This window comes from bacterium, from assembly GCA_021108215.1.
GTDB lineage: Bacteria > Oederibacteriota > JAAXVQ01 > JAAXVQ01 > JAUVAV01 > JAIORK01.
In genome coordinates this window covers 78,186-100,871 of sequence record JAIORK010000008.1, presented here as the reverse complement: position 1 = coordinate 100,871, position 22,686 = coordinate 78,186, and the positions used below count along the sequence as shown (strand labels likewise).

The window sequence follows — 22,686 nt, the reverse complement described above, 5'->3', positions numbered from 1 at the left end:
TTTTGTCATAAGATGTTCGCCTTGTGCGAAGCCTCCCGATGTTTGCATATTTTTTCCGGTCAGGGCGGCGATATTCACTCGCTTCATCAATGGGCTCACGCCCATTGTGTTCGCGCCAACATGATAAATCCTTCATTAACCAATATATCAACAAATCCCACCGGGTATGACGCAGGGAACGGTCGCGACCGTTCCCTACTCTGTTTGGGGTGCCTGTTTGGGGTGCCAGCCACTTTTCATTAAATAATAAAAAGCGGGGTTGATATTAACCCCGCTTTTTTTATCCTACTCATTTACCTGATTTTTAAAAGATTATTTTGCCTGCATGACATACTCAACCACATCCTTAAATTTGGCTGTAGCAACACCAATCACCTTGTCCGCACCACCATAGTAAACCAGCATGTTTTCACCGAGAATAATATTGCCCACGGCAAAAACCACATCATGCTCCACACCCGTAATCTCCCATTTTTCAGTCGGCTCAAGAATAAATCCTTTTGGCCGGGCAATAATTTTTGTCGGCTCATGAAGATCGAGCATCATCAGACCCTGACGGTAAATACGTTTTTCATCCACACCATGATACATCACCAACCAGCCCTGTTCAGTCTTAATGGGCGGTGTGCTCGCGCCAATCTTGCAGCAATCCCAATCCACTTCCGGCCTGGCAATCAACACATCATCTTTCCATGTTTTCATATCATCGGAGAATGCCATCCAGATGCCGGGTTTTTCAGTCCCGTATTGCGCTCCCACATAATGCGCCGGGCGGCGGAACATCACATACTTCCCGTTTACTTTTTCCGGAAAAATAACCACATCGCGATCATCAATATCATCCGGTGTGATGGCACCAAGATTTTCATAGGACTTAAAATCTTTTGTGCGCATCAGGCCGGTACGGGTAAAATTCTCAGTCATACTTTTGGGCGCCCCTTCCGGAAACGCTGCGTGATCGCCTTGTACAAAAGCGGTAAAAGGCGTCACGCGGCAAGCATACGTTACATAAAAATAACCGTCTTCCATTTTAACAATCCGCGGATCCTCGACGCACCCCGAATCAAACCCATGCATACCGGTATAATTCGGTTTCTCAGAAACACGCTTGAAAGTGTATCCGTCATCGCTCACTGCCAAACCGAAATAAATCCGATAGACATCCGTCTCCCCCGACGCACGGTAGAGCATGTAAACTTTCCCGCCATCCTCAATCACCCCCGGATTGCAAACAGCATGCCCTTCCCATGGACTGCCCAAAACCGGTTCCAAAATAGGGTTTTTTTCATATTTTTTAAATAACATCGGGTCGACTCCTTCTTTTCCTCTAAAATGGAAAACCAATTTCTCAAAATTTCGGGAATTATACCAAAGACGTTTTTCACTGTCAATGCACAAGCCCGCTCCCGGTCATCTTTTCCACTAAAAAAATCACTCTTTAAATTCACGAAAACTTTTCATAACTATTTGGGTGGCAATCGGCCCAAAAACCGGAATGCAAGCCATCAACACATAAATCACGCGCGCTTTAAGTTCCCAATGGGCAATCACTCGGCCCAAGAGTACCAGGGCATACAGATGGAGCAATAACGGCATCAAACTGACCAGCAGCACATTTAAAGCCGGCGAAAAAAGCGGCATGGGTGTCATGATCACAGTCAACAATTGTACCTGCGGTTGTTTAAAAATCTCTAAAAACAATAGCTGGGGCCAGGGATTATCAATCACAAAATGTGTGGTTGTACTTAACAGAATCACTAAAATATTTATCAGCAATACGACAAATGCTGTGATGGAAAAATCCTGAAAATTTTGATGCTGTTGAGCATTCACCTTACGTCCCCTTAGCCTTTTTTCTTTGAATTTCTTTTATTGCGTACCGGGAGCATCCGCCGGATTTTTTTAATAAGTATCTTACGCCGAACACGTTTAGCTGCCTTTTTCCGTGAATCCAATTCCCATTCCATCCAGAAAGAATAGGGTTCTCCCGGTTTGAGCGCAGCAATCTTCCGCGAGTTAATGATATCGTGGTTATGGGAACAAGGTTCTAATGCCGCACAAATCCAATCTTTGGATTCCGTATGCCGCTTATCGAGCGGTATACCTAAAGAGAGCCACAATCCCATATACGGCAGTTTCTCCTGGTCCCAGGTAAGTGTCAAACGCTCCTTGGTGCTGGGAAAAGAAATTTCCGCCGAACCAATCCCCTTGGCAAACCATTTGCCTGCAAGTTGGCGCCGGGCACTAAAATGAGTATCCAACCGCGTGGGCGTACCGTTTTTCAAAACTGCCAACGGCCAGGGCTGACGATTCCCCGCCTTAAGCGCGCCGTTATGGCCCAAAACTGAAAGCTGCTTCACGCCGGGCAATACAATACGCGACTGAGTATCCAGTGCAAGAATAGGATGACTGGAATAAATAAACGGAAATGCGGTTTTCCCGGTATTGACAATGGTGTAATCAAGATGAATTTTATTGGGTCCGCTTTTCGAAACAATGCGTGTGAAAATAACCGGCATACCGTGCGGCCGGACCACCCGGGTAATGAGTTGATCACCCTGACGCGAAGCCTGCCAGGACGTATTCCAAAGCACACCATGGTCCATGCCGAACCGCCCCTGCGACTTGCCCACCGTAGGAAAACACTCGTCAAACCCGCTAATATCATGTTCCAGATATGCCTTGCCGTTCAGCTGCTTGCGCGGGTCCTTGAAAAAAAAATTCCGTTTGCTCTTCCGGGAAAGCAGTCGCCGGATTTTACCTCCGGCCAAACAGTCAATCTCAATTTCCAGGTCACCCGACACAACCCGCCAAATATGTTTGCGTTGTTTAACGGCCATAGACGCTCCGGCATTTAAGAGATACGACACTCGCGTAGTGTCTCCAACACTTCTTTACATTTGATTGTCATTGCGAAGAACGTTTTTGGTGACGAAGCAATCTGTTTTGATTGCAAAATGATGATAAAAGCAGGATTGCAACCAACGGAAGTCCCATACGATCCCCCATCCGGTCGGGGCTTCGCTTCGCTCGCAATGACAAATGTAAAGTTATTCAAGAGACACTACACTAGTCTTTTTGAATTCCCCGCAAGCAATCGTCGATCAATACCGCAATGTTACCTGTTCCCCGCTTTTCAAGAGAAGCTTCTTTTTCCCCAGCTCAATTTGGAGTGATTTTTCCGCCCCCGCCGCCAAACGAAACGTGGCGTCCTTTTTACGCATGACCACTTCCAGTGTCCGGTTTTTATGCAGCAAACGAAACTGAATTTTAGTCCACCGCTTGGGAACCCGGGGAGAAAAAGCAAAACCATTGTCCCGCAAACGCATACCGGCAAATCCCTGCATGACAATCTGCCAAGTCCCGCCGACACAAGCGGAATGCACGCCTAAAAAAGAATTTTTCATAGTATCGTCAATATCCAAACGCGCCGTCTCGTCCCAGTAGTGCATGGCACGCTCCCGCATATCCAACTGTGCCGCCACAATCGCATGCGTACTGGGCGAAAGCGAGGAGTCGTGACAAGTCTTGGGCTCATAAAAATTCCAGGCATTTTTTTTCTGAGCATCTGTAAAACGATCCGGGAACAATGTCATCAGGAGCAGAATATCTGCCTGCTTGACAATCTGCAGGCGCAACAACGTATCCCAGGAAACACCGAGTTCTGTAATTATCTCCTGACCGGGTTTAAGTTTTTTCATATCAACGGGTTCTTTATCCATAAACAAATCATCTTCAATATACAGATTCCGCTTTTTATCATAATTAATAACCATGCCCCGGGCGGTTTTGTCCCAAGCGTGCAGTTCTGTGTCCGTCAATTTAAGCTTCTTGGCCAGACTGCGATAGAGTCCGGCTTTTTCCTTTTTAAGTATCTTGGCCACACTGACTGCTTCGGACAAGTTAAAACGCGCCTGCCAATTGGTATAGGTATTATTATTCACCACACCATCATATTCATTGGGCCCTTTCACCGTATTGATCACATACGCCTTGCGGCGGGGATTATAATAAGCACGGCTGTTCCAAAAACGGGCCGTCTCAAAAATAATCTCCGCCCCGTATTTTTCCATAAAATCACAATCCGCCGTGGCCTTACGATAGTGTTGAAGCGCATAATGAACATCACCAACAATATGAATGGCAATATTGGCATACTCCCAGTAATCCGCCTGTTCTTTGCCTGGATAAGAAGACATCCAGGGATACATGGCCCCCTCGAAAAACAGCCGTTTGGCCTTATTCCTTGCCTCCGGCAGAGTCTGATAGCGGTACTCGAGCAATGCCCGCGCAGCTTCCGGCCACGTGTAAATGTAATACGGCAGAATAAAGAGTTCCGTATCCCAAAAACAATTGCCATAGTGCATCTCTGCCGTCAATCCCCGGGAACCAATATTAACACGGTTGTCATCCGGACTCACAAACTGACAGAGATGAAAAATAGAAAAACGCAATGCCTGCTGGTCGCTACCGTGCCCCGAGACCACCACATCGCCGGCGCGCCACCGCTTGATCCAGGCAGTACAATGATCCGCCAGTACATAATCAAATCCGCGTTCCAGCGCCTTGACCGCAATCCGGTCCGCCGCTTTCAACAGTGCCGCACCTTTGTAACCATCACGACTGGTGGTAATACCAATCATTTTTTCCATAACATAGGTTTTACCTTTAGTGACCTTGACCGTATCCTGGCGGGTAACCCGCTTCGCCGACTTCTCCACTTTACCCGTAGACGCAACTTTTTCACCCTCACAGAACAACCACATCCGAATCGCTTCGGAAACACGATGGGGATTGGTCTTGGTCTTCACCGTTGTATGTATCCCGTTTTTCTCACTACTCCCGGATGATTCCAATTCCACAAAATAATACCGTTCGGGACGCATCTGATAACCGCCTTTGTGGAAATCAATATTATCCACCTCGGCATCAATAAAATTTTCCAATGACACGCTCCCCGACCAATTCAGCGGTGTGACCGAGACCTTCATGGCTGCCAGATGCCGGTTGGCCATCGAGACAAACCGTTCATAGCACACATCCGTCTCGCGGCCTTTTTTATCCTGCCAGATAAAACGGCGGGTCAAAACACCGCGATACATATCCAGGTGACGCCGGTACTTTTTAACCTGTCCGGATGCCATGCGAATGGTTTCACCGTTAAGGTGAATGCGCGCAGCAAAAGGAAACGGCAAATTAACAATCGCCTGGTACCAGGATTCATACTTATCAAAAATACCCGCCACCAGCGTATCCGGCCGGGAATCCGGATAAGGCAGGTCATATTCTTCCACGCTTCCCCGTATCCCCATATACCCATTGCCCAAAGCAAAAAGCGATTCCCGCCAGGCTTGCTGCTTTTGACGGAAACCGTTTTCCGTGACCAACCAAGTTGAATCAACCGTTGCCATCTTGGCAGGATGAATATCTATATCACCCGGAGCCGGCGGTCCTTCCAAAATCCCCGCAATTCCTTCAACATCAATTTGATGCAAACCGTCAACCACCCATTCTGCATTGCCTAAATTTTTCGGATTGCCGATACCCAGCGTATGCATCCCTGCCGCAATGGCAGCTTCAATGCCGGACTCGGCATCTTCAACCACCAGACAATTTTCCGGCAAAACGCCCAGGCGCTGCGCACCTTTTACAAACAACTCCGGATCAGGTTTGCCTTTGATAATTTGAGTCCCGTCGACAATAGTGTCAAATGCATCTGTCAATTTCAGCAGACGCAATACCAGCCTGGCGTTTTTGGAAGAAGATCCCAGACCGATTTTGTATCCCGCCTTGCGCAGCCCCCGCAGCATTTCCACCGCACCCGGCAACGCATCCTTGGGTTTAATATCCTTAACTTTTTGAAGATAGTACGCATTTTTCAAATCCGAATATTCCTTGATTTTAGCTTCACCCGGATTTCTACCCAGCAGCATCAGCAACGATTCCCTCCGCGGAACACCCCGCAGCTTTTCATTGGCCTTTTCATCAAAAGGCACGCCCAGTTTATCAGCCAGCATTTTCCACCCTTTATAATGGTAGAGCGCCGTATCAACAATCACACCATCCAAATCAAAAAGAACCGCCTTTTTCATATCCTTATTCCTTTCTAAAAAAATGGAATTGCAAGCGATAAAAATCCACAGGCTGCAAAGCGTTCCAAGGATCGATATTTATTCCAGTCGAGACTTACCCGGCACCCAGCATCCGACACCCGGCATTCGCCCCCGCATACGCGGGGCAAGCTGGGCAAGTGCGCCGGACACAGTCCACCCGGCATTCGCCGGGCAAGCCGGGCAGACCGTCCCGACCTGAAGGGCCATCATTTCCGGGACACTACGCAGCCCAGCGTATTCGCGTAGCACAATAAGCCGGCGAACAAAACAAACCCCCGCCGGTCCTGAAAAAGACGCATCGGGGGACATAATCACAACAATTGTGTTAATTCGCTCCAAATCATACCGAAACCCAAAGCGTTCGTCAACCTATTTCAAAAAAAATACATTTTACTGTCGCTCCGAACACTTTTACTATAAAATGCTATTAATCAACCATTAGTGCCAGCCACTTTAACTGTATATAACTGAGGAGTTAAATCCATGCCATTGTGGTTCCCCAGCGAAGATGATCTACGTCATCTGGACACCCTAAAAGTTAGAGATCTCATTATTCAGTGCTTCTACGAATCACAAAAAGAGAACCTCGTTCACAACCCTGAATTATTGATGAATCCAACCGCCCAAAAAGAAGCGCGGGCCAGTGTTGTGCTGATCGTTAAAGAAATTTTCAAAGAAACTAAGGGACATTTTAATCAACCCACCGTCTTGGAACTCAAAACTGTGATTGAACATCTGGCTAAAAAATCAAACCAAATGGGAACACCCCCGCAAATTGTCGCACACCATCTAAAAATAATTACCACCATTTTGAATGCAGTACCTGAGACCGAATAAAAACAAAAAGTGCTAAGCACACATAAAAACCGCTCTCATCCCCCATCGGTGCCAGGCACTTTTTCTAATAAAACAATAATTTCATCGCTTTATAAAAAAACATTCCTGAAAAAAACAGCATAAACACACCCAGCCCACCCATACAAAAACGGTAAACGTGGCTTTGTAAATACGCACGACCATAATACGCCAAAAATGCCAAAACCACCTTCCCTCCCACTAACATCATATAAAAAATTGTTAAAAAAACAATATTGTGCCTGGCACTTCCGTTAATTAAGTAACCCCCGCCTATTGTGCTCCAAAAAAGATATGGATTGGGATTGAGAAAATTAGTTATAATCGCTTTTTGAAATGATTTTCGTTTTTTTGTCTCTTCAAACTCTATTGCTATTATTTTTCCTGCTTTAAAATTCCCATATGCGAGAAAAAGCAAATATACTCCACCTGCCAAAGTAATCAAGCCCATGATGGGTTCGGATTGTCCCATCTTACGAAGCAAAACCAACACCAATACAATCACAGGTAAATCGGTAATAAAAGGTGCCAATGCCACTTCCACGCCCGCTTTAAACCCATGCCGCAATGTTTCTGAAATTGTTAGCACCAGCAAAGGTCCAGGAGCAAGTGCGGCATTGATTCCCAATAGTAAACCTGCCAAAAGATACTCCTGCATCACAATCCCCTATTGTGCCAGCCACTCAATTACTCAATTACTATTTATATCAAACTGGTTTCAAATGACACGTTTCCGAATGTCTGGTATTTTTCCAACCGACCATGCAAATTATCCGACATTTCATCCGCTCCCGCAACATATTCCCGGTACAGGCGCTGTCGTGTCTTTTCATCTCCGGATAACTGCAAATATGTCGGATGGTGATCTATGTTAATAGCTTCATGACTTTTACCAAATGCATAACAGGCATAACTGGAACAGCCATATTTTTCCGGATAATCTACAATTCCGGCCTTAACCGGATTACGGTCAATATATCGCAAACATGCCAGCATATGGTTATCCTCTGCTATAATTGTAGAACGAAATCGGTCTCCCCAAAAATGGCCGGATATCATGTACTTAGTATTATAATATTTTGCATAGGCAGTCTTGAATTCACACATAAAGCTTGAAATATCAGATTTTTCTTCTGTTTTAATAATGAGATGGAAATGATTTCCCATGGGTGTGAATCCGTATATTTTAGCGGCATATTTCAGTTTAATACGCTGCAATATACGACAGAGTGCTTTACGATCCTTGCTTTTCTTAATAAATAGTCGCTTACCATTGGTACGAGATGTGATGTGATACGTTAAATTCGGTGCTTTTAAACGCAAGAGCCTTCCCATTGCCTGCCTCCTTATTTTGGTTTTACTGAGTTAGACAGACATTTCCCAATTTCCTTTCACTTTTTTTTATAAAAGTGGCTGGCACCTTTGTGCCTTTGTGTGTGTGGGCACCTTTGGGTGTGGGTAGGTGGGGCTGGAAAAAAAACGACAGATTGCGTGGATTGAAAAAAATGGAGAAAAGTGGCTGGCACTTGACAGAACACCGAGGTTGCGAGGACACCGAAGTTGCGAGGTTAGAAAACACAAAAAAACCGGTTCTATAAAGAAACCGGGCTTTTTGTGTTTATTTTAAAATAACTACTTTAATCAGAAACCGACGGAGGCCATGATCTGATGGGTCATGCCCAAGTCACCGTAGGAAACCAAAGCATAGTCAAGATTGAACATCTGGAGTTTGATCCCTGCGCCGGCAGTCAATCCAACCAGGCCATCGAGTTCTCCTGCGTCTTTAATTTTATATCCAACGCGTACAGCTGCCAAATTATTATAAATATACTCTGCACCAACATTGGCGGAGAAATAGTTTAAATCATTGATCGGTAGGTTGATGTCCAAAACTGCGGTCAAAGCATCCCCTTCATTGGCTTTGATTGGCAGTAAATACGCGGCACCGGCTTTGATATTCATAGGCAAGCTGGCATCACCCATCTGGCTGCCCAAATTCTGAATAACCAGGCCGGTTTGTAAACCTTCAACTGCCGCGACTTTGTATAATGCGGCCAAGTCCACTGCAAAGGCGGAATAGCTCTCTTCATCAATATTTTGTGCGACTATTTTCACACTGCCGCCTACGGAGAGGTCGGTCATAACGGTCTGACCATAGCCCAACGTCACCGCTGCCAGCCAGGGGGTAAATTCGCCAACGATTTCGGGCAATCCGCTGCTGGTGATGTCGACTTTTTCCATAGTACCATAGTTAAGATACATCACATTAACACCCGCGCCGGCACCTTCAAACAGTTGCTGGGCATACGCGACATATTCGAGTGACGTTTCCTGAAGATAAATATTATGCATAAAACCCGCCTGATGATTGGTAATCTGAGCCAGCCCGGCAGGATTCCACGCTGTGGCATTAACATCATCCGCCTTGCCGACAAAGGCCTCACCCATGCCAACCGGTCCTGCCCCCAAGGGTATTTTCAATTCCGAAGCTGCTTCCTCACCGATGGCGTAATTGGTCTGATCCGCCATAACCGAACCATTCGTTAAAATGCATGCCAGTGCAATTACCAGTCCAAGTAAACACATTTTCACTGTTCTCATGCGTTCCTCTCCTTCCGTTTTTTAAATTATACTAATGTAAATAGGTGTCTGAAATTTAGGTTTGAGTCCAAGTGTGAATACTGCTTTATGCTTAAGAATAAACAAAATCCCTCCAAAACATTCTTTTTTGAAATGATTCCCCAATTATGACGATTTGAGTCCTTATTTTCAAGCTGAATATTCATTTTTTTAAATCTCCCTATCCGATACGATTATTGTTTTTATAACTTTTTTATTATTTCTATGCTATAAAAAACAGACAAAAACGAGGATAGAAATCATGAATTCACTCACACATCTTGGATGGCAAACCTTTTTCCAGGACCAGCTCTCGCAAACGGATCTTGCTGCATTTTGCCCGTTCCGGGTAATCGCTGTTCACAAAAACCTCTTGGCACTCTCTGATGGTCAAAACGAATTTCAAGGAAAATTATCCGGCAAATTCTTATTCCAGACTGATAAAGAACATCTCCTGCCTGTGGCCGGCGATTGGGTTTTGGCTCATCACTCCGGTCAAGGCGGCGCCTTAATCGAGAAAATCTTAGCTCGCAAATCCCAGCTAATAAGACGCAGGCCCATGGACCGCAATTCATTCAAACTATCCTTTGAGACCCAGGCGATTGCCGCCAATTTGGACTACATATTTATAGTTATGAGTCTGAATCAGGATTTCAGCGCCTCCCGCCTGGAACGTACCTTGATCCTGGTCTGGAATAGCGGCGCCACACCAGTGGTGCTGTTGAGCAAATCCGATCTATGCCCGGATTATCCTGCCAAAATCGCGCAGGCGGAAGATGTCGCCCTGGGTGTCGCGGTACATGCCATCAGCAGTTTAAAACATGAAGGACTGGATGCAATTTTACAGTACTTCCATTCCAACAAGACCGGTTGTTTGATCGGTTCTTCAGGTGTAGGTAAATCCACATTAGTCAACGCGCTTTGCCAAACCCAGTTAAAAACCCTGACCATCCGCGAGGATGATGACAAAGGCCGACACGCCACAACCACAAGAAAACTCTTCCTGCTACCCCAAGGCGGCATCTTAATCGACACCCCGGGATTGCGCGAATTTGGACTGACCGGAAATCCGGAAGGACTGGCGCACACCTTTGAGGACATTACCCTTTTATCAAAAATGTGCCGATTCAAAGATTGCTCACATACCGCAGAACCCGGATGTGCTGTTTTAAGCGCCGTTGAAAAAAGCCAATTGGCATCGGAACGGTTAACACATTTTCATCAATTAAAAAAAGAAGCGGATTATCAGGAGAGCAAATATGATCCTGCCAAGATGCAGGCAATTAAATCAGAACAAAAACAGATGGGCCGGCTCATTAAAGAAATCAATAAACTGCGTAAAAACCGGTTTCAATAAAAATCCACAGGCTTACCCGACATCCGGCATTCGCCGGACAAGCACGCCGGGCAAGCTGCCCATTGTGTTCGCGCCGGCGCGATAAACGCCTCACATCTTCCTTCTACCCTTGTTATATTTAACATAAAAATCATGATGATGATGGCCAAATGCCGCCAAAAACATACCGGTGCGCAGTTGATGAAAACAGTTTTTAAAAATCCAGAAAAACAGATTCCAAAAATATTTCCGCGCAGGCGCTTTTACACCCAGAACCCAGAAGAGACGCAAAAGCATATCTGCGCGGAAGCGCAAGGGCGACTCAGGAATCGCATGTTGATACGCGAGCAAGAATCGTTTAAGCCGGCCATAATACTTTTCCGGAGAATAAATTGTGGTGGTGATTTTTTCAAACCCGTCATGCAATAATTTCTCATCCATCTTCGGAATAAAATTCAGCTCATCATCCGAAGTATCCCCGGTAAACCCGCCGGTAATCCGATTCTCAGCTGCCAGCCGCTTGGCCATTGGCGTCCCCGGAATAGCCTTGAGCGTAGAAATCATGGCAGTGACCACCCCGGCTTGCTCAATAAAATGAATCAGCCGGTCAAATATTTCAGGCGGATCACTGTCAAATCCCACGATGAACCCGCCCTGCACCTGCAATCCGGCCACATGGCATTTCCGGACACATGCCGCCAGGTCCCGCTTCATATTGTTATATTTATTACATTCTTTCAGGCTTTCCTCATGAATGGTCTCAATACCCAAAAAAGCACGGTTAAATCCAACCCGTGTCATCAACCGGAGCAATTCGTCATCATCCGCAATATTAACTGATGCCTGAGTATAAAAATGAAACGGATAACCCCGTTCCTGCTGCCAAGTCATCATGGCGGGCAGCACCTCGCTTTTCAATTGCTGACTATTCCCAATAAAATTATCATCCACAAAAAGAATCGCTTCGCGCCAGCCCAGTGCATAAAGCCGGTCCAGCTCATGAATAATTTGTTCGGTTGTCTTGGTGCGGGAACGCTGACCGTAAAGCTTGATCACGTCACAAAACTCACACTGGAACGGACATCCGCGGGAAAATTGAATGCTCAGCATAAAATAATCCTGAATATCCACCAACTCCCAAAGCGGCATCGGGGTCTCGTGCAAATTTGCCCATTGCTCTGTTTTGTAGACCCGCTGCGGATTGCCTTTTTCAAAATCATCTAAAAAAGGCTGGAGCGTCAATTCCGCTTCATTCAAAACCAAATGGTCCACTTCAGGAAATTTTTCCCACTCTGTGGTGAACAGGGGTCCTCCGCAAACAACTTTTTTACCCATTTGCTTACAGCGCGAAATCACATCCCGGGCAGCTATCTGCTGAATATGGGTCGAACTGATAAAAATAATCTCCGCCCATTGAATATCCCTGTCCCGCAACATCCCGGCATTCATATCCACAATTTTTTTCTCCCATGTCGGAGGCAGCATGGCTGCAATGGTCAACAATCCCAAGGGTGCTGTGGGGGTTTTTTTTGCGATGATTTTCATAACATCGGTATAACTCCAGAAGGATTCACGGTAGTTAGGACTAATCATTAATGCTTTCAAAACAGAACGACCCTCCTCAAAAAGATACAAATCAATCTAAATATTGTACTATCCAGACAAAATTTTGAAAAGAATTTTACTGCGATTAGGCACTCTTTTTGCCGGTCAAAAGCAGTCTGCGGCTCTGCGGTAAAATTCTGAAAATGGTGGCTGGCACTTATTTTTCCGGTTAGGTGTGGTAGGGAACGGTCGCGACCGTTCCCTACTCCGGCGGATTCCTATTCGCTCGGCGCTCTCTCGCTTCGAATCCCAAAATACTATTCTTAATATAAAACCCCGCACCTTTTGGTGCGGGGTTTCTATTTTGGCATCCCCAAGGGGATTCGAACCCCTGTCATCGCCGTGAAAGGGCGATGTCCTAGGCCACTAGACGATGGGGACACAAGCTGACAGCAGATCAAAACTTGGTTCTCTGCCACTGATTAACGGATGGATAATATAAAGGATTCACGCCTTGAATGCAAGTGATTTTTAAGCACTGCCGTTTTTTTGTTTTAAAAAAACTTTCCATCTCAGCCACCCATAAAACAATCCAGAACACCCTAAAGACGTCTGGTAAAAACCAAACGATTGTTACAAAAAAGCTTATTTTTGAATCATACTATTATAGAGCGCAACATAGTCACCGGCAGACCGGTCCCAAGAATAGTCCTGATTCATAGCGTTGTTGACAACAATTTGCCATGTGGATTGATTGTGATACGTATCCAGCGCTCTTGCAATCACCCTGTACAGCGCGGAGGAAGAATAGTGGACAAAAGAAAATCCGGTTCCATTCTTCCCGTCAAATTCTTGGACAGTATCCGCCAGGCCCCCAATACGGCGCACCACAGGTATACTCCCGTATTTCATGCTGATCAACTGGCCCAATCCGCAGGGTTCATACTTGCTGGGCATAAGAAACATATCTGTCCCTCCATAGATCAGGTGGGCAAAATCATTATTAAATTCAAGATTCACCGAGAGTTTGCGCGGATAACGGGACTTGGCTTGTAAAAGCAAATTGTGATATTTTTGCTCACCTGTGCCCAGAATCACGATCTGGATTTCCAGCTGCATCAGTTGTTCCAATGCATTAGCAAAAATATCCAGACCTTTTTGGTCGTCCAGCCGGGTGATCATACCTATCACCGGTGCATGCTCTATCGGCAGCAGGCGGGCACGGTCCAACAAGGCATGCTTGACTGCTTGTTTTTTCAATAGGCTCGCTGCGGCATACTGAGTCGGCAGGCTTTGATCCCGGGCAGGATCCCATACTGTATAGTCAATACCGTTAACAATACCGGAAAGCTTTGCTTGACGGGCCGCCAGGACACCCTCAAGGCCGCATCCCATCTCCGGCAATACAATCTCGCGGGCATACGTCCGCGAAACAGTACTGATCCAATCGGCATACACAAGTCCGGCTTTAAGAAAGTTAAGGCCGTCATAGAATTCCAATCCATCAGGATGAAACAACTCCCAGGGAAGCTGTGCCAGCTGCATTGCCGCTTTCGAAAAATGGCCCTGATAGGCCAAATTATGTATCGTCACCAAACTCTTGGTCTTATGAAACGCCGTGGTATCTTGATAAAATGTTTTAAGCATCACCGGCACCAATCCGGTATGCCAGTCATGACAATGAACAATATCCCATTGTTTTTTCAAATGCTTGCCCAGCTCCAAAGCTCCCCGGCTCAAAAACACAAAACGCTTATCATTATCATCATAACCGCGATACAACGCATCCCTGAAAAACAAGGCATCATTTTTCAAAAAATGAATCACCGGACCATTTTCGCTAAGACGTGTCCGGTGAATACGTGCCTCAATCAATTCATTTCCCACCGGCACCTGGAGACACTCGCCTGTATCGATAATTTCCATGGAGGTATTTTGAACCTGACGGTAAAAAGGCATCACAACATGAACTGTATGACCCAGCAAGACCAGGGATTGCGGAAGCGCACCGGCCACATCCGCCAAACCGCCGGTCTTGGCAAACGGGACACATTCGGAAACCGGAAAAAGAATATTCATGGATTGCATTACAACGGCACTGCGACTTTATTTCCCACCACATCTTCTATATCAGAATCGCAAAAGGCGCCGAAATCCTCCCTGAAATTAGTGATAACTGCGTGTATCAATCACCAGCAGCATATTGTTGTCAATACGGTTCCCCGCACCGGTCCCCAGGGTCAATTGCGGTCCGGAAATTCCCTGAGTATTTTTTCCCTGACTTTTTTGCTTATAATTGGCAACAAACAGGCGTGATCCATTTGAGGAGAAATCCATACCATAAGGCACCACTTCCAGCTCAATTTTTGTCACAACCTGATTTTTGGCTGTATCAACCACCACCACGGAATTATCAAACTGACAGGCCACATAAGCATATTTACCACTGGGAGTAAGCGCAACATCAAGCGGTCCCTGGCCCACCGGAATGGAAATTACCGGATGCCGCGTGGGGATATGCACAACTGTTAAGTCATTCGAGCCGTGGTTGGCGACATAAGCATACTCCCCTTTTGTATCAATGGCGACTGCCTGGGGTGAAGATCCCACATCGGTCCTGAAAACCACACCATGATCTGCGGTTGAAATAACCTGGAGATTGTAACGATCCGCGCGGGTACTGACATAGATATCACTGCCATCCGGTGTAATGGCGAGCCCAATGCATTCCCCATTGAGCACCATATTCTGAATAACCTTGGCCCGAACGATATCGATAACCATTAAATGGGATGAATGACTCGAACCGACATACGCAATCAATTTTTCCGGATGAAGAACAATTTTTTCCGGTGTATACGGCAGATCAATCGCATTGAGCAGATAATTTCCCTGAACATCCAAAAGACTGACAGCGCGCCCCTCTCGGGATGTGATATAAATTTTTTTGTCCTCGGAATCAATCGTCAGCCAAGCGGGATTTTTTTCAACCTGAAGGTTGGAGACCACCTGCCAGGTCGCTGTACTGATTTTGGAAACAGAATTATCGCCGCTATTGGCCACATAAACATACGCATCATCCCCGGTGACCTGAACACCAATGGGATTGAGTCCCACACGAATTTTCCGTATCACACGTGGATTAGGATCACTGGAATCGTCGGGCATGAACTCGGGCTGCGTTTCAACGGCAACGCAGCCGAAAAAACCGGCGGACAAAAAAAGCAGACAGCAACTCAACACCAAACGTCTCATAGAAATTCCTCACTTAAAAAAAATGCGCTTGCTCGCGCAATCGACTGATGAAGAAATTATAGGTCCGCCGCTTAATCTTGTCAATTCACTTCCCGCCGGGCCGTTTACTGCTGCGCGCGCATACGTTCCCGGTAATATTGCGAGATACCGCGATCAATGCCTTCCGCCAATTTCCGGCAAAAAGCGCGGCTGCGTAATTTTTGTTCCTCGCTGCGATTGCTGATAAAAGCGGTCTCAATTAAAATCGACGGCATGTGCGATTTTGCCAACACGTAAAACGGGGCACGTTCAATGCGCCGGGTCTCAAGCCCCATTTTTTTAAGTTCCTGACTGACAAAACCGGAAGCATTAATGCTCGACGTTTCATGCACACCCTGACGCAGATCATCTTTGATAATCTCAAGATAATTGGCATCCTGATTTTCCAAACGCGCGGCTTCCGCCGCATGTTTAGACGATGCTTCCCGGTTGTAAATAAAAACCTGGCTGCCACGGGCTTTGCGATTGCGCGAAGCATTGGCATGAACCGAAATAAATAAATCCGCTTTTAACCGGTTGGCGATCCCGGCTCTTTCTTTTAATGATATATACACATCTTTATTCCGGGTCATCACAACTTTGTAACCGCGTTTTTTCAAATATCCTGCCAGCTGGGTTGCAACCTCCAGGGTCACTGTTTTTTCTTTTAGCCGGGAGGGCCCAATGGCTCCCGGATCTCTGCCGCCATGCCCGGCATCCACGACAATGATCGGCGGAGTTTTTTTGCTGGTTTTTTGAGGAACCGGCCCCGACATCGCTCCGGTTGCAGACGACGCCTGTCCACTTTTCCCGATTTTAAAAACAGCCGTCTTGGGATCGTAAATCGGCGGCTGATTGCCAATGCGCTTCCAGATGACAACCAAAGATTCCGGCGAGAGCACCACCTGCCCTTTGCGCAATCGGGGCAGATGCGGGATGCGCACAAATTGATTGCGTCCGATTAATACTTTTGGCATGCCCAGTGTTATCACTGCCGTACGGCCCGACGTGCCCTTGACGACCACCTTGCGGGTCGTGCCGTGCCATGTGGTTTCTCCGCCCAAATACGCCACCGCAGGTTTTAAAGGCATCAGCAACGCGCCGGCCTCGCTGTGTGTCGACAGATTTTTAACCTCCGGCTTCCGAAAATGTTCCATGCGAATCCCGGACTGTTCGGCAGCCCAAACAGACGCGCCCATTGCAATCAATCCGAATAAAACCAATATCACCCCGGTGCTATAGCGATCATGCCCGCGTTGCATAAATCAGCGCGCCTCAACTTTGCGTCTTAAAAACGTCGGAATATCCAGATCCGATTCATGGTTTTCCGGATCAAGCACGAACCCCTCTGTGTTTCGCCGCTGTGACTCTTTGCCCTTCAAGTACGTCTGTAAATCAAGCGATTTGGAACCGCGATATTTAAGCGGTGCTTTTTCCTGCTGCGTATTTTGCAGCTCAAACCCCGTGGCAATCACCGTAACTTTCACTTCGTCATTCATATCTTCATCAACGACAGATCCAAAAATTACATTGGCATCTTTGCCTGCCCAGTCAAAAATAGCATCTGAAGCTTCGCTGGCTTCATGCAGGGTCAAGGTCCTGCCACCGGTAATATTAATCAAGAGACCCTTGGCCCCGGAAATATTCACATCCTCCAACAAGGGACTGGAGATGGCTTCCCGAGCCGCTTTTAAGGCCCGCTGCTCGCCGCTCGCTGTTCCGGTACCCATCAATGCTCCGCCCATTTCCGACATCACTGTTTTAATATCCGCAAAATCAAGATTAATAATTCCCGGAACCGTAATCAATTCCGCAATGCTTTGTACCGCTTGGCGCAGAATATCATCGGCATACTTAAAGGCGTCCACCAGCGAGGTTTGCTGGCTAACCACCTGCAGCAAGCGTTCATTGGGCACTGTGATGACCGTATCACAGGCTTCCTGCAGAGCAACATAGCCGATCTCCGCCTGTTGCTTACGCGTTCGGCCCTCAAAATTAAACGGCCGCGTGACCACAGCCACCGTGAGTGATCCCTGCTTACGCGCCAATTCCGCCACCACCGGTGCAGCACCGGTCCCGGTCCCGCCGCCCAATCCGGCCGTAACAAACACCATATGCGCGCCTGCGATGGCAGCCGCGATTTCTTCCTGACTCTCCAACGCCGCCTTACGCCCAACTTCAGGATCAGCACCTGCGCCCAGCCCACTGGTCAGCTGCCTGCCAATCTGCAGGCGTACCGGGGCCTTGGAAGAAATCAAATCCTGGGCATCCGTATTCACAGACAGATACTCCACGCCGCGAATCCCGATATCAATCATACGATTCACTGCATTGTTGCCGCCGCCGCCAACGCCCACCACTTTTATTTTTGCGGAAAGTTCAGCCAAATCTTCATCAAAATCAAATCTCATGATGCCTCTCCTCCTTTTGGGGAAAATCGTTCCAGGTGCCGTATCACCCGGCACACCGGTGTTTCTCTTAAAAATAATCCGAAAACCATTCTTTCATTCTCTCCATTGTCCGGTTAAACAGGTTGCGCTCAGTGGTAAACCGCGCCGGTTTCCCGGCAGGTCGGCTCTTGGCCCCAAAGCAAACCAAACCCACTGCGGTTGAATATTTGGGTGATGTAATCACATCAATCATTCCGGTAACATTTTTGGGTGCGCCTATCCGGACCGGGACTTGCAAAATCTCCTCCGCCAAAACTTCCGTCCCCTCTAAAAGCGAGGACCCGCCGGTGAGCACCACTCCGGCCGCCGCTTTTTCTTCAAAACCATTCTTTTTAATTTCCATATCAACTAATTCAAAAATCTCTTCCATCCGCGGTTGAATAATTTCAGCCAAGTCGCGCCGCGGCATAATCCGCGGCTCGCGTCCGCCGACACCGGGAACCGTAATTTCCTGCCCCTCATTGATCATGGAAACCATGGCACAGCCATACTCGCGCTTAATCTGCTCCGCATCATGGTTGGGCGTCCGCATGCCGATGGCAATATCGGACGTAAGCATGTTGCCGCCAATGGCGAGCACACTCGAATGCCACAGCGAACCATCTACAAAAATCGCGATATCCGTCGTACCGCCGCCGATATCCACCAATACAATACCCAGCTCCTTTTCATCCGGACTAAGCACTGCCTCGGCACTCGCCAACGGCTGGAGTACAATATCCTCAACCGCATACCCTGCACGTTCCACACTTTTAATAATATTTTGCACACTGGTTACCGCGCCGGTCACCATATGGACTTCCGCTTCCAAACGCACACCTGACATGCCGATCGGTTCTTTAATACCGTCTTGATTGTCAATGATGAATTCCTGCGGAATCACATGAATCACTTCACGGTCCAAAGGCAGCGCAATGGCCTTGGCGGCATCAATGACGCGGTCCACATCCTCCTGATGAATTTCCTTATCCTTGCGCGAAACCGCAATGACGCCGTGTGAGTTCAACCCTTTGATATGCCCGCCGGCAATGCCGGTAAAAACCGAGCCAACCGAAACACCTGCCATGCGTTCCGCTTCAGCCACCGCCGCTTTGACCGACTCAATCGTCGTTTCAATATTGACCACCACGCCCTTGCGCAGCCCTTTGGACGGTTTGATGCCCACACCGATGATATTTACCTGTTCATCTGCCAGCACTTCGGCAATCACGGCGCATATCTTGGTCGTCCCGAGATCCAATCCTACAATCAGATCTTCATACATATTTTTTCCCATCTTTCACCTCCTGTGCTTCGGCCGAACCACAACATGCCGGCTGTAACGCAGATCCACCAATGCGATTCGTTTTTCTTTTACGCGAATGTCCCCGATCACCGCCCCCAACCGTTTGAGATCACGGTCAAGGTCCGGACTGTTTTGCAGCAGTACTTTTATGCCATCCCGGGTATACAAAATGACGCCGGCCGGCGACCCCAGATGGATCTCAGAGAGCTGCCCGATATAAGGCGTATTGAGTATCTTCTGAATCAAAACTGTGTTGTAGTCAACCTGCAACCGCATGCCCATTTTCCCCGGTTCTTCCCGAACCACCAGACCGGTAATCACCGGCAAATCAGCCGGCATGGCATCGTCCGGCAAGCTCCAAACCCCGCCTTTTTTATCCAAAGCAAACAAATTTTTATCCAGCACCCACGCCACCGATTCCAGTTTATCCGTCGTTGCCATGGTAACATCCTCGCGCACCGCCGCATCCGGAACGCTGTTCAGGACCGTCTGCTTACCTTCCCAACCCAGCACCTGCTGTAATTCCCGCCATCCATTGATCACCGCCTGCTCAACAGACGCCCTTAGACTCGCTTCTTTTCCCATCACGATTAAACTCAGCATGACGAGAAGAACTGCAACCACAATTCTCCCGCTCCGGCCCAACGACAGTTGCCGACCATGCCGGGGCGCCGGGGCGCTGTTTAATTTTTGCGTTTTCCTGCGTTGCGGCAGGTAGCTGTTTCTCCGGGAATTCCGGCGCACCGCAACATTGAGTCGGCCGGCATAGGTCCACCCATAAAAGCTGTTCATCGCAGCGCATCCCAGGCATCCAACACCAGCAATCCTACCAACTGTTCAAACTCAATACCCGCAGAGCGTGCCGCCTCCGGCAGCAAACTGGTTGCGGTCATGCCGGGCAGTGTGTTGACTTCCAAGATAACCATCCGGCCGTTTTTCATAACAATCATATCGACGCGGGGTGTGCCTTGACAACCGAGCACGGCTATCGCCAACTTTGCCATCGTCTTGGCTCTCGCACTCTGAAAAGAAGAAATCCGCGCCGGAATAATATGCTCTGACATCCCCGCAACATATTTAGCTTCATAATCATAAAATTCTTTTTTCGAAACAATCTCGATGATCGGCAAGGGCCGCCCCTTGACCACACCCACTGAAATTTCACGTCCCGCGCAATATTTTTCCACCAGCACATCATCCCCGAACCCACGGGCCTGCTCCAACGCCGCTTTCCATTGGCGCGGCTGTTTGACCACCGAAATGCCGATGGCCGATCCCAAGCGATTGGGCTTCACCACCACCGGCAGCCGCAGTTGCTTCTGCATACGACCGGTTTGCTTGTCAATCAATGTCCAATCTGCGGTCGGTAAACCGTTGGCACGAAACATCATCTTGGCGCGATGCTTATCCATTGCCAGGGCCGAGGCCAATGTTCCCGAACCTGTACAGACAATTCCCTGCCATGCCAATGCAGCCTGCACTGATCCATCTTCGCCGCCGGGCCCGTGCAGTCCATTCACCACCACCGCCGGTTGCATGGCTGTGACAGCCGAAAGATCTTTCGGAGATTTAATATCCTTGAGACTGACATTGCAGCGCAGCGTACGCAGCGCGCGAAACATGGCCTGGCCGGTCAGCAGGGAAATCTCTCTTTCCGCCGAGAAACCGCCCATGATCACCACAATTTTTTTTCGCCCGATTTTCCGAACGATCTCAGCAGTGGTCATCAAACCCGCCGGCATTGTTCCGACTTTGTTTCTATTCGGTTTCATGCTTTTTTCTTCCTCTTCTTCATATACTTTTTCACCGCTGATTTCTTTCGGATTGCTTTCCCGGCCACAAGCTGCTCGCCCAATTTATAAACATCACCGGCCCCCATGGTTAAAAGCAAATCATTCGCCTTTAATTCTTTTTTTAATTTCCCGGCTAAACGCGCCAGCGGCAGGGGGCCGCAATCCGGCGCATATCCCTCGATACGCATCTGATCCGCAATCAACTGAGATGTCACACCCGGCACAGGACGCTCGCGCGCAGGATAAATGTCCGCCAGATAGATCACATCCGCCAACAACAGTGCCCGTGCAAATGCTTGGTAGAGACGCTGGGTCCTGGAAAACAAATGCGGTTGAAACACCACGACCAGCCGACCCGGTTTTAAGGAGCGGGCCGCCTTTAATGTTGCCGCCACCTCCGTCGGATGATGGGCATAATCATCAAAAATCCTTACCTGATTAACAACGCCTTTTTTCTCAAAACGCCGTCGAACGCCGGTAAAAGCGGCCACCGCCTTTTGGATGGTGGTAAACGGCACGCCCAACTCAAGCGCCAACCCGGTTGCGGCAAGTACATTGGACACATTAAAACGCCCGGGGAGCTGAAGCTGCACACGCCCCAAACGCCGGTTCTTTCTAAATACCATAAAACTCTGATTCAACTCCGACACCACCGGTTCATCCGCCCGGATCTCCGCTTCGGTATCAAAGCCATATGTCACCTTGCGCCTGACCACGCGCGGCAAAATCGTACGCACACCCGGGTCATCAAAATTCAATACGGTGGTCCCCCAAAAAGGCACACGATTGATAAATTCGACGAACGCATCATCCAGCGCATCACGCGTACCATAGTTTTCGATATGGTCATCGTCAATATTGGTAATCGCAACCGCAACCGGCGAAAGATGCAAAAACGAGGAATAGGCTTCGCAGGCTTCCACCACAAAATAATTTCCTTTTCCCATCCGCGCACCGCGGTTGATATTATTCAAGACACCGCCGATCACCATGGTAGGATCCAAACCGGCTTGCGCCAAAATCCAAGCCAATACCGATGTGGTCGACGTTTTCCCATGCGTGCCCGCAATCGCAACCCCTTGTTTAAGACGCATAAGATCATTAAGAATCTGCGCGCGCGGTACAACCGGTATATTGCGTTCCCGCGCAACCCGAATCTCCGGATTGGTCTCCGGCACGGCATTCGAGACCACGGTCACATCCACGGTCTCGGAAAGATGCTCAGGACGGTGCCCAATCTTCACCTTGGCACCAAGCCGGCGCAACCGGCGGACGATTTCCGATTCTTTCAGGTCCGAACCGGTAACCTGATAGCCCAGGTTAAGCAATACTTCGGCAATGCCGCTCATACCCGATCCGCCAATCCCCACAAAATGTATTTTCTGTTTATGCCGCATAAACGTCTCTTTTCAATTTT

Annotated in this window: 19 protein-coding genes and 1 tRNA gene; 2 read left to right on the top strand and 18 right to left on the bottom strand. The window is 48.0% G+C overall.

The genetic code is table 11. From position 1 onward, the window contains the following. Nucleotides 1-312 precede the first annotated feature (312 nt). The 5 genes from K8S19_01880 to K8S19_01860 form a co-directional block, all read right to left on the bottom strand. Nucleotides 313-1,305, bottom strand: a complete 993-nt coding sequence (locus K8S19_01880) for a glycosidase (GenBank protein ID MCD4812434.1) — start codon at nt 1,303-1,305, stop codon at nt 313-315. Nucleotides 1,306-1,431: 126 nt separating this feature from the next. Further along, complete coding sequence (locus K8S19_01875) at nt 1,432-1,833, bottom strand: hypothetical protein (protein ID MCD4812433.1); 402 nt, start codon at nt 1,831-1,833, stop codon at nt 1,432-1,434. An 11-nt stretch (nt 1,834-1,844) separates the two neighbouring features. Beyond that, nucleotides 1,845-2,840, bottom strand: a complete 996-nt coding sequence (locus tag K8S19_01870; protein ID MCD4812432.1) for a hypothetical protein — start codon at nt 2,838-2,840, stop codon at nt 1,845-1,847. 264 nt (nt 2,841-3,104) lie between these two features. Continuing rightward, nucleotides 3,105-6,092 (bottom strand): beta-phosphoglucomutase, encoded by a 2,988-nt coding sequence (gene pgmB / locus K8S19_01865; GenBank protein MCD4812431.1) that lies wholly within the window; start codon nt 6,090-6,092, stop codon nt 3,105-3,107. Nucleotides 6,093-6,170: 78 nt separating this feature from the next. Further along, a complete protein-coding gene (locus K8S19_01860; GenBank protein MCD4812430.1) occupies nt 6,171-6,452 on the bottom strand; it encodes a hypothetical protein in 282 nt (93 codons plus the stop codon). A gap of 144 nt (nt 6,453-6,596) precedes the next feature. Between K8S19_01860 and K8S19_01855 the strand changes: the two genes are divergently transcribed. Further along, nucleotides 6,597-6,950: a hypothetical protein gene (locus K8S19_01855; protein MCD4812429.1), complete on the top strand. Its 354-nt coding sequence runs from the start codon at nt 6,597-6,599 to the stop codon at nt 6,948-6,950. Nucleotides 6,951-7,014: 64 nt separating this feature from the next. Here K8S19_01855 and K8S19_01850 read toward each other — a convergent pair whose 3' ends face one another. The 3 genes from K8S19_01850 to K8S19_01840 form a co-directional block, all read right to left on the bottom strand. Beyond that, nucleotides 7,015-7,626 (bottom strand): LysE family translocator, encoded by a 612-nt coding sequence (locus tag K8S19_01850; GenBank protein ID MCD4812428.1) that lies wholly within the window; start codon nt 7,624-7,626, stop codon nt 7,015-7,017. 44 nt (nt 7,627-7,670) lie between these two features. Then, the gene (locus K8S19_01845) at nt 7,671-8,303 is read right to left on the bottom strand and encodes a transposase (protein MCD4812427.1); all 633 of its coding nucleotides are present in this window, start codon (nt 8,301-8,303) and stop codon (nt 7,671-7,673) included. A gap of 306 nt (nt 8,304-8,609) precedes the next feature. Beyond that, nucleotides 8,610-9,569, bottom strand: a complete 960-nt coding sequence (locus tag K8S19_01840; GenBank protein ID MCD4812426.1) for a PorV/PorQ family protein — start codon at nt 9,567-9,569, stop codon at nt 8,610-8,612. A 280-nt stretch (nt 9,570-9,849) separates the two neighbouring features. On the opposite strand from K8S19_01840, the gene rsgA reads away from it, so the two are divergent. Then, nucleotides 9,850-10,944 (top strand): ribosome small subunit-dependent GTPase A, encoded by a 1,095-nt coding sequence (gene rsgA / locus K8S19_01835; GenBank protein ID MCD4812425.1) that lies wholly within the window; start codon nt 9,850-9,852, stop codon nt 10,942-10,944. A gap of 90 nt (nt 10,945-11,034) precedes the next feature. Here rsgA and K8S19_01830 read toward each other — a convergent pair whose 3' ends face one another. The 10 genes from K8S19_01830 to murC form a co-directional block, all read right to left on the bottom strand. Next, on the bottom strand, nt 11,035-12,528 hold the full coding sequence (locus tag K8S19_01830; protein ID MCD4812424.1) for a B12-binding domain-containing radical SAM protein: 1,494 nt from the start codon (nt 12,526-12,528) through the stop codon (nt 11,035-11,037). Between the two features lie 305 nt (nt 12,529-12,833). Next, a tRNA-Glu gene (locus K8S19_01825) sits at nt 12,834-12,909 on the bottom strand. A 204-nt stretch (nt 12,910-13,113) separates the two neighbouring features. Further along, on the bottom strand, nt 13,114-14,556 hold the full coding sequence (glgA, locus tag K8S19_01820) for a glycogen synthase GlgA (GenBank protein MCD4812423.1): 1,443 nt from the start codon (nt 14,554-14,556) through the stop codon (nt 13,114-13,116). Between the two features lie 78 nt (nt 14,557-14,634). Further along, complete coding sequence (locus tag K8S19_01815; GenBank protein ID MCD4812422.1) at nt 14,635-15,723, bottom strand: hypothetical protein; 1,089 nt, start codon at nt 15,721-15,723, stop codon at nt 14,635-14,637. A gap of 104 nt (nt 15,724-15,827) precedes the next feature. Next, nucleotides 15,828-17,003: an N-acetylmuramoyl-L-alanine amidase gene (locus K8S19_01810; GenBank protein MCD4812421.1), complete on the bottom strand. Its 1,176-nt coding sequence runs from the start codon at nt 17,001-17,003 to the stop codon at nt 15,828-15,830. 3 nt (nt 17,004-17,006) lie between these two features. Continuing rightward, complete coding sequence (ftsZ, locus tag K8S19_01805) at nt 17,007-18,152, bottom strand: cell division protein FtsZ (protein ID MCD4812420.1); 1,146 nt, start codon at nt 18,150-18,152, stop codon at nt 17,007-17,009. A 67-nt stretch (nt 18,153-18,219) separates the two neighbouring features. Continuing rightward, nucleotides 18,220-19,467: a cell division protein FtsA gene (gene ftsA, locus K8S19_01800; GenBank protein MCD4812419.1), complete on the bottom strand. Its 1,248-nt coding sequence runs from the start codon at nt 19,465-19,467 to the stop codon at nt 18,220-18,222. Nucleotides 19,468-19,470: 3 nt separating this feature from the next. Next, entirely contained in the window at nt 19,471-20,268 is a 798-nt protein-coding gene (locus K8S19_01795) for a cell division protein FtsQ (protein ID MCD4812418.1), read from the bottom strand. Beyond that, nucleotides 20,265-21,248 carry a D-alanine--D-alanine ligase gene (locus K8S19_01790; GenBank protein MCD4812417.1) on the bottom strand — a complete coding sequence of 328 codons (984 nt, stop codon included), beginning with the start codon at nt 21,246-21,248 and terminating at the stop codon, nt 20,265-20,267. The genes K8S19_01795 and K8S19_01790 overlap by 4 nt, the downstream gene beginning before the upstream one ends. Next, nucleotides 21,245-22,666 (bottom strand): UDP-N-acetylmuramate--L-alanine ligase, encoded by a 1,422-nt coding sequence (gene murC, locus K8S19_01785; GenBank protein ID MCD4812416.1) that lies wholly within the window; start codon nt 22,664-22,666, stop codon nt 21,245-21,247. The genes K8S19_01790 and murC overlap by 4 nt, the downstream gene beginning before the upstream one ends. Nucleotides 22,667-22,686: the final 20 nt, after the last annotated feature.

Bases quoted from the DNA above. Each gene is read 5' to 3' on its own strand.
- K8S19_01880 (MCD4812434.1), bottom strand. From the start codon at position 1,305: ATGTTATTTAAAAAATATGAAAAAAACCCTATTTTGGAACCGGTTTTG.
- K8S19_01870 (MCD4812432.1), bottom strand. From the start codon at position 2,840: ATGGCCGTTAAACAACGCAAACATATTTGGCGGGTTGTGTCGGGTGAC.
- pgmB (MCD4812431.1), bottom strand. From the start codon at position 6,092: ATGAAAAAGGCGGTTCTTTTTGATTTGGATGGTGTGATTGTTGATACG.
- K8S19_01855 (MCD4812429.1), top strand. From the start codon at position 6,597: ATGCCATTGTGGTTCCCCAGCGAAGATGATCTACGTCATCTGGACACC.
- K8S19_01850 (MCD4812428.1), bottom strand. From the start codon at position 7,626: ATGCAGGAGTATCTTTTGGCAGGTTTACTATTGGGAATCAATGCCGCA.
- K8S19_01845 (MCD4812427.1), bottom strand. From the start codon at position 8,303: ATGGGAAGGCTCTTGCGTTTAAAAGCACCGAATTTAACGTATCACATC.
- K8S19_01840 (MCD4812426.1), bottom strand. From the start codon at position 9,569: ATGAGAACAGTGAAAATGTGTTTACTTGGACTGGTAATTGCACTGGCA.
- rsgA (MCD4812425.1), top strand. From the start codon at position 9,850: ATGAATTCACTCACACATCTTGGATGGCAAACCTTTTTCCAGGACCAG.
- glgA (MCD4812423.1), bottom strand. From the start codon at position 14,556: ATGCAATCCATGAATATTCTTTTTCCGGTTTCCGAATGTGTCCCGTTT.
- K8S19_01815 (MCD4812422.1), bottom strand. From the start codon at position 15,723: ATGAGACGTTTGGTGTTGAGTTGCTGTCTGCTTTTTTTGTCCGCCGGT.
- K8S19_01810 (MCD4812421.1), bottom strand. From the start codon at position 17,003: ATGCAACGCGGGCATGATCGCTATAGCACCGGGGTGATATTGGTTTTA.
- ftsZ (MCD4812420.1), bottom strand. From the start codon at position 18,152: ATGAGATTTGATTTTGATGAAGATTTGGCTGAACTTTCCGCAAAAATA.
- ftsA (MCD4812419.1), bottom strand. From the start codon at position 19,467: ATGGGAAAAAATATGTATGAAGATCTGATTGTAGGATTGGATCTCGGG.
- K8S19_01795 (MCD4812418.1), bottom strand. From the start codon at position 20,268: ATGAACAGCTTTTATGGGTGGACCTATGCCGGCCGACTCAATGTTGCG.
- K8S19_01790 (MCD4812417.1), bottom strand. From the start codon at position 21,248: ATGAAACCGAATAGAAACAAAGTCGGAACAATGCCGGCGGGTTTGATG.
- murC (MCD4812416.1), bottom strand. From the start codon at position 22,666: ATGCGGCATAAACAGAAAATACATTTTGTGGGGATTGGCGGATCGGGT.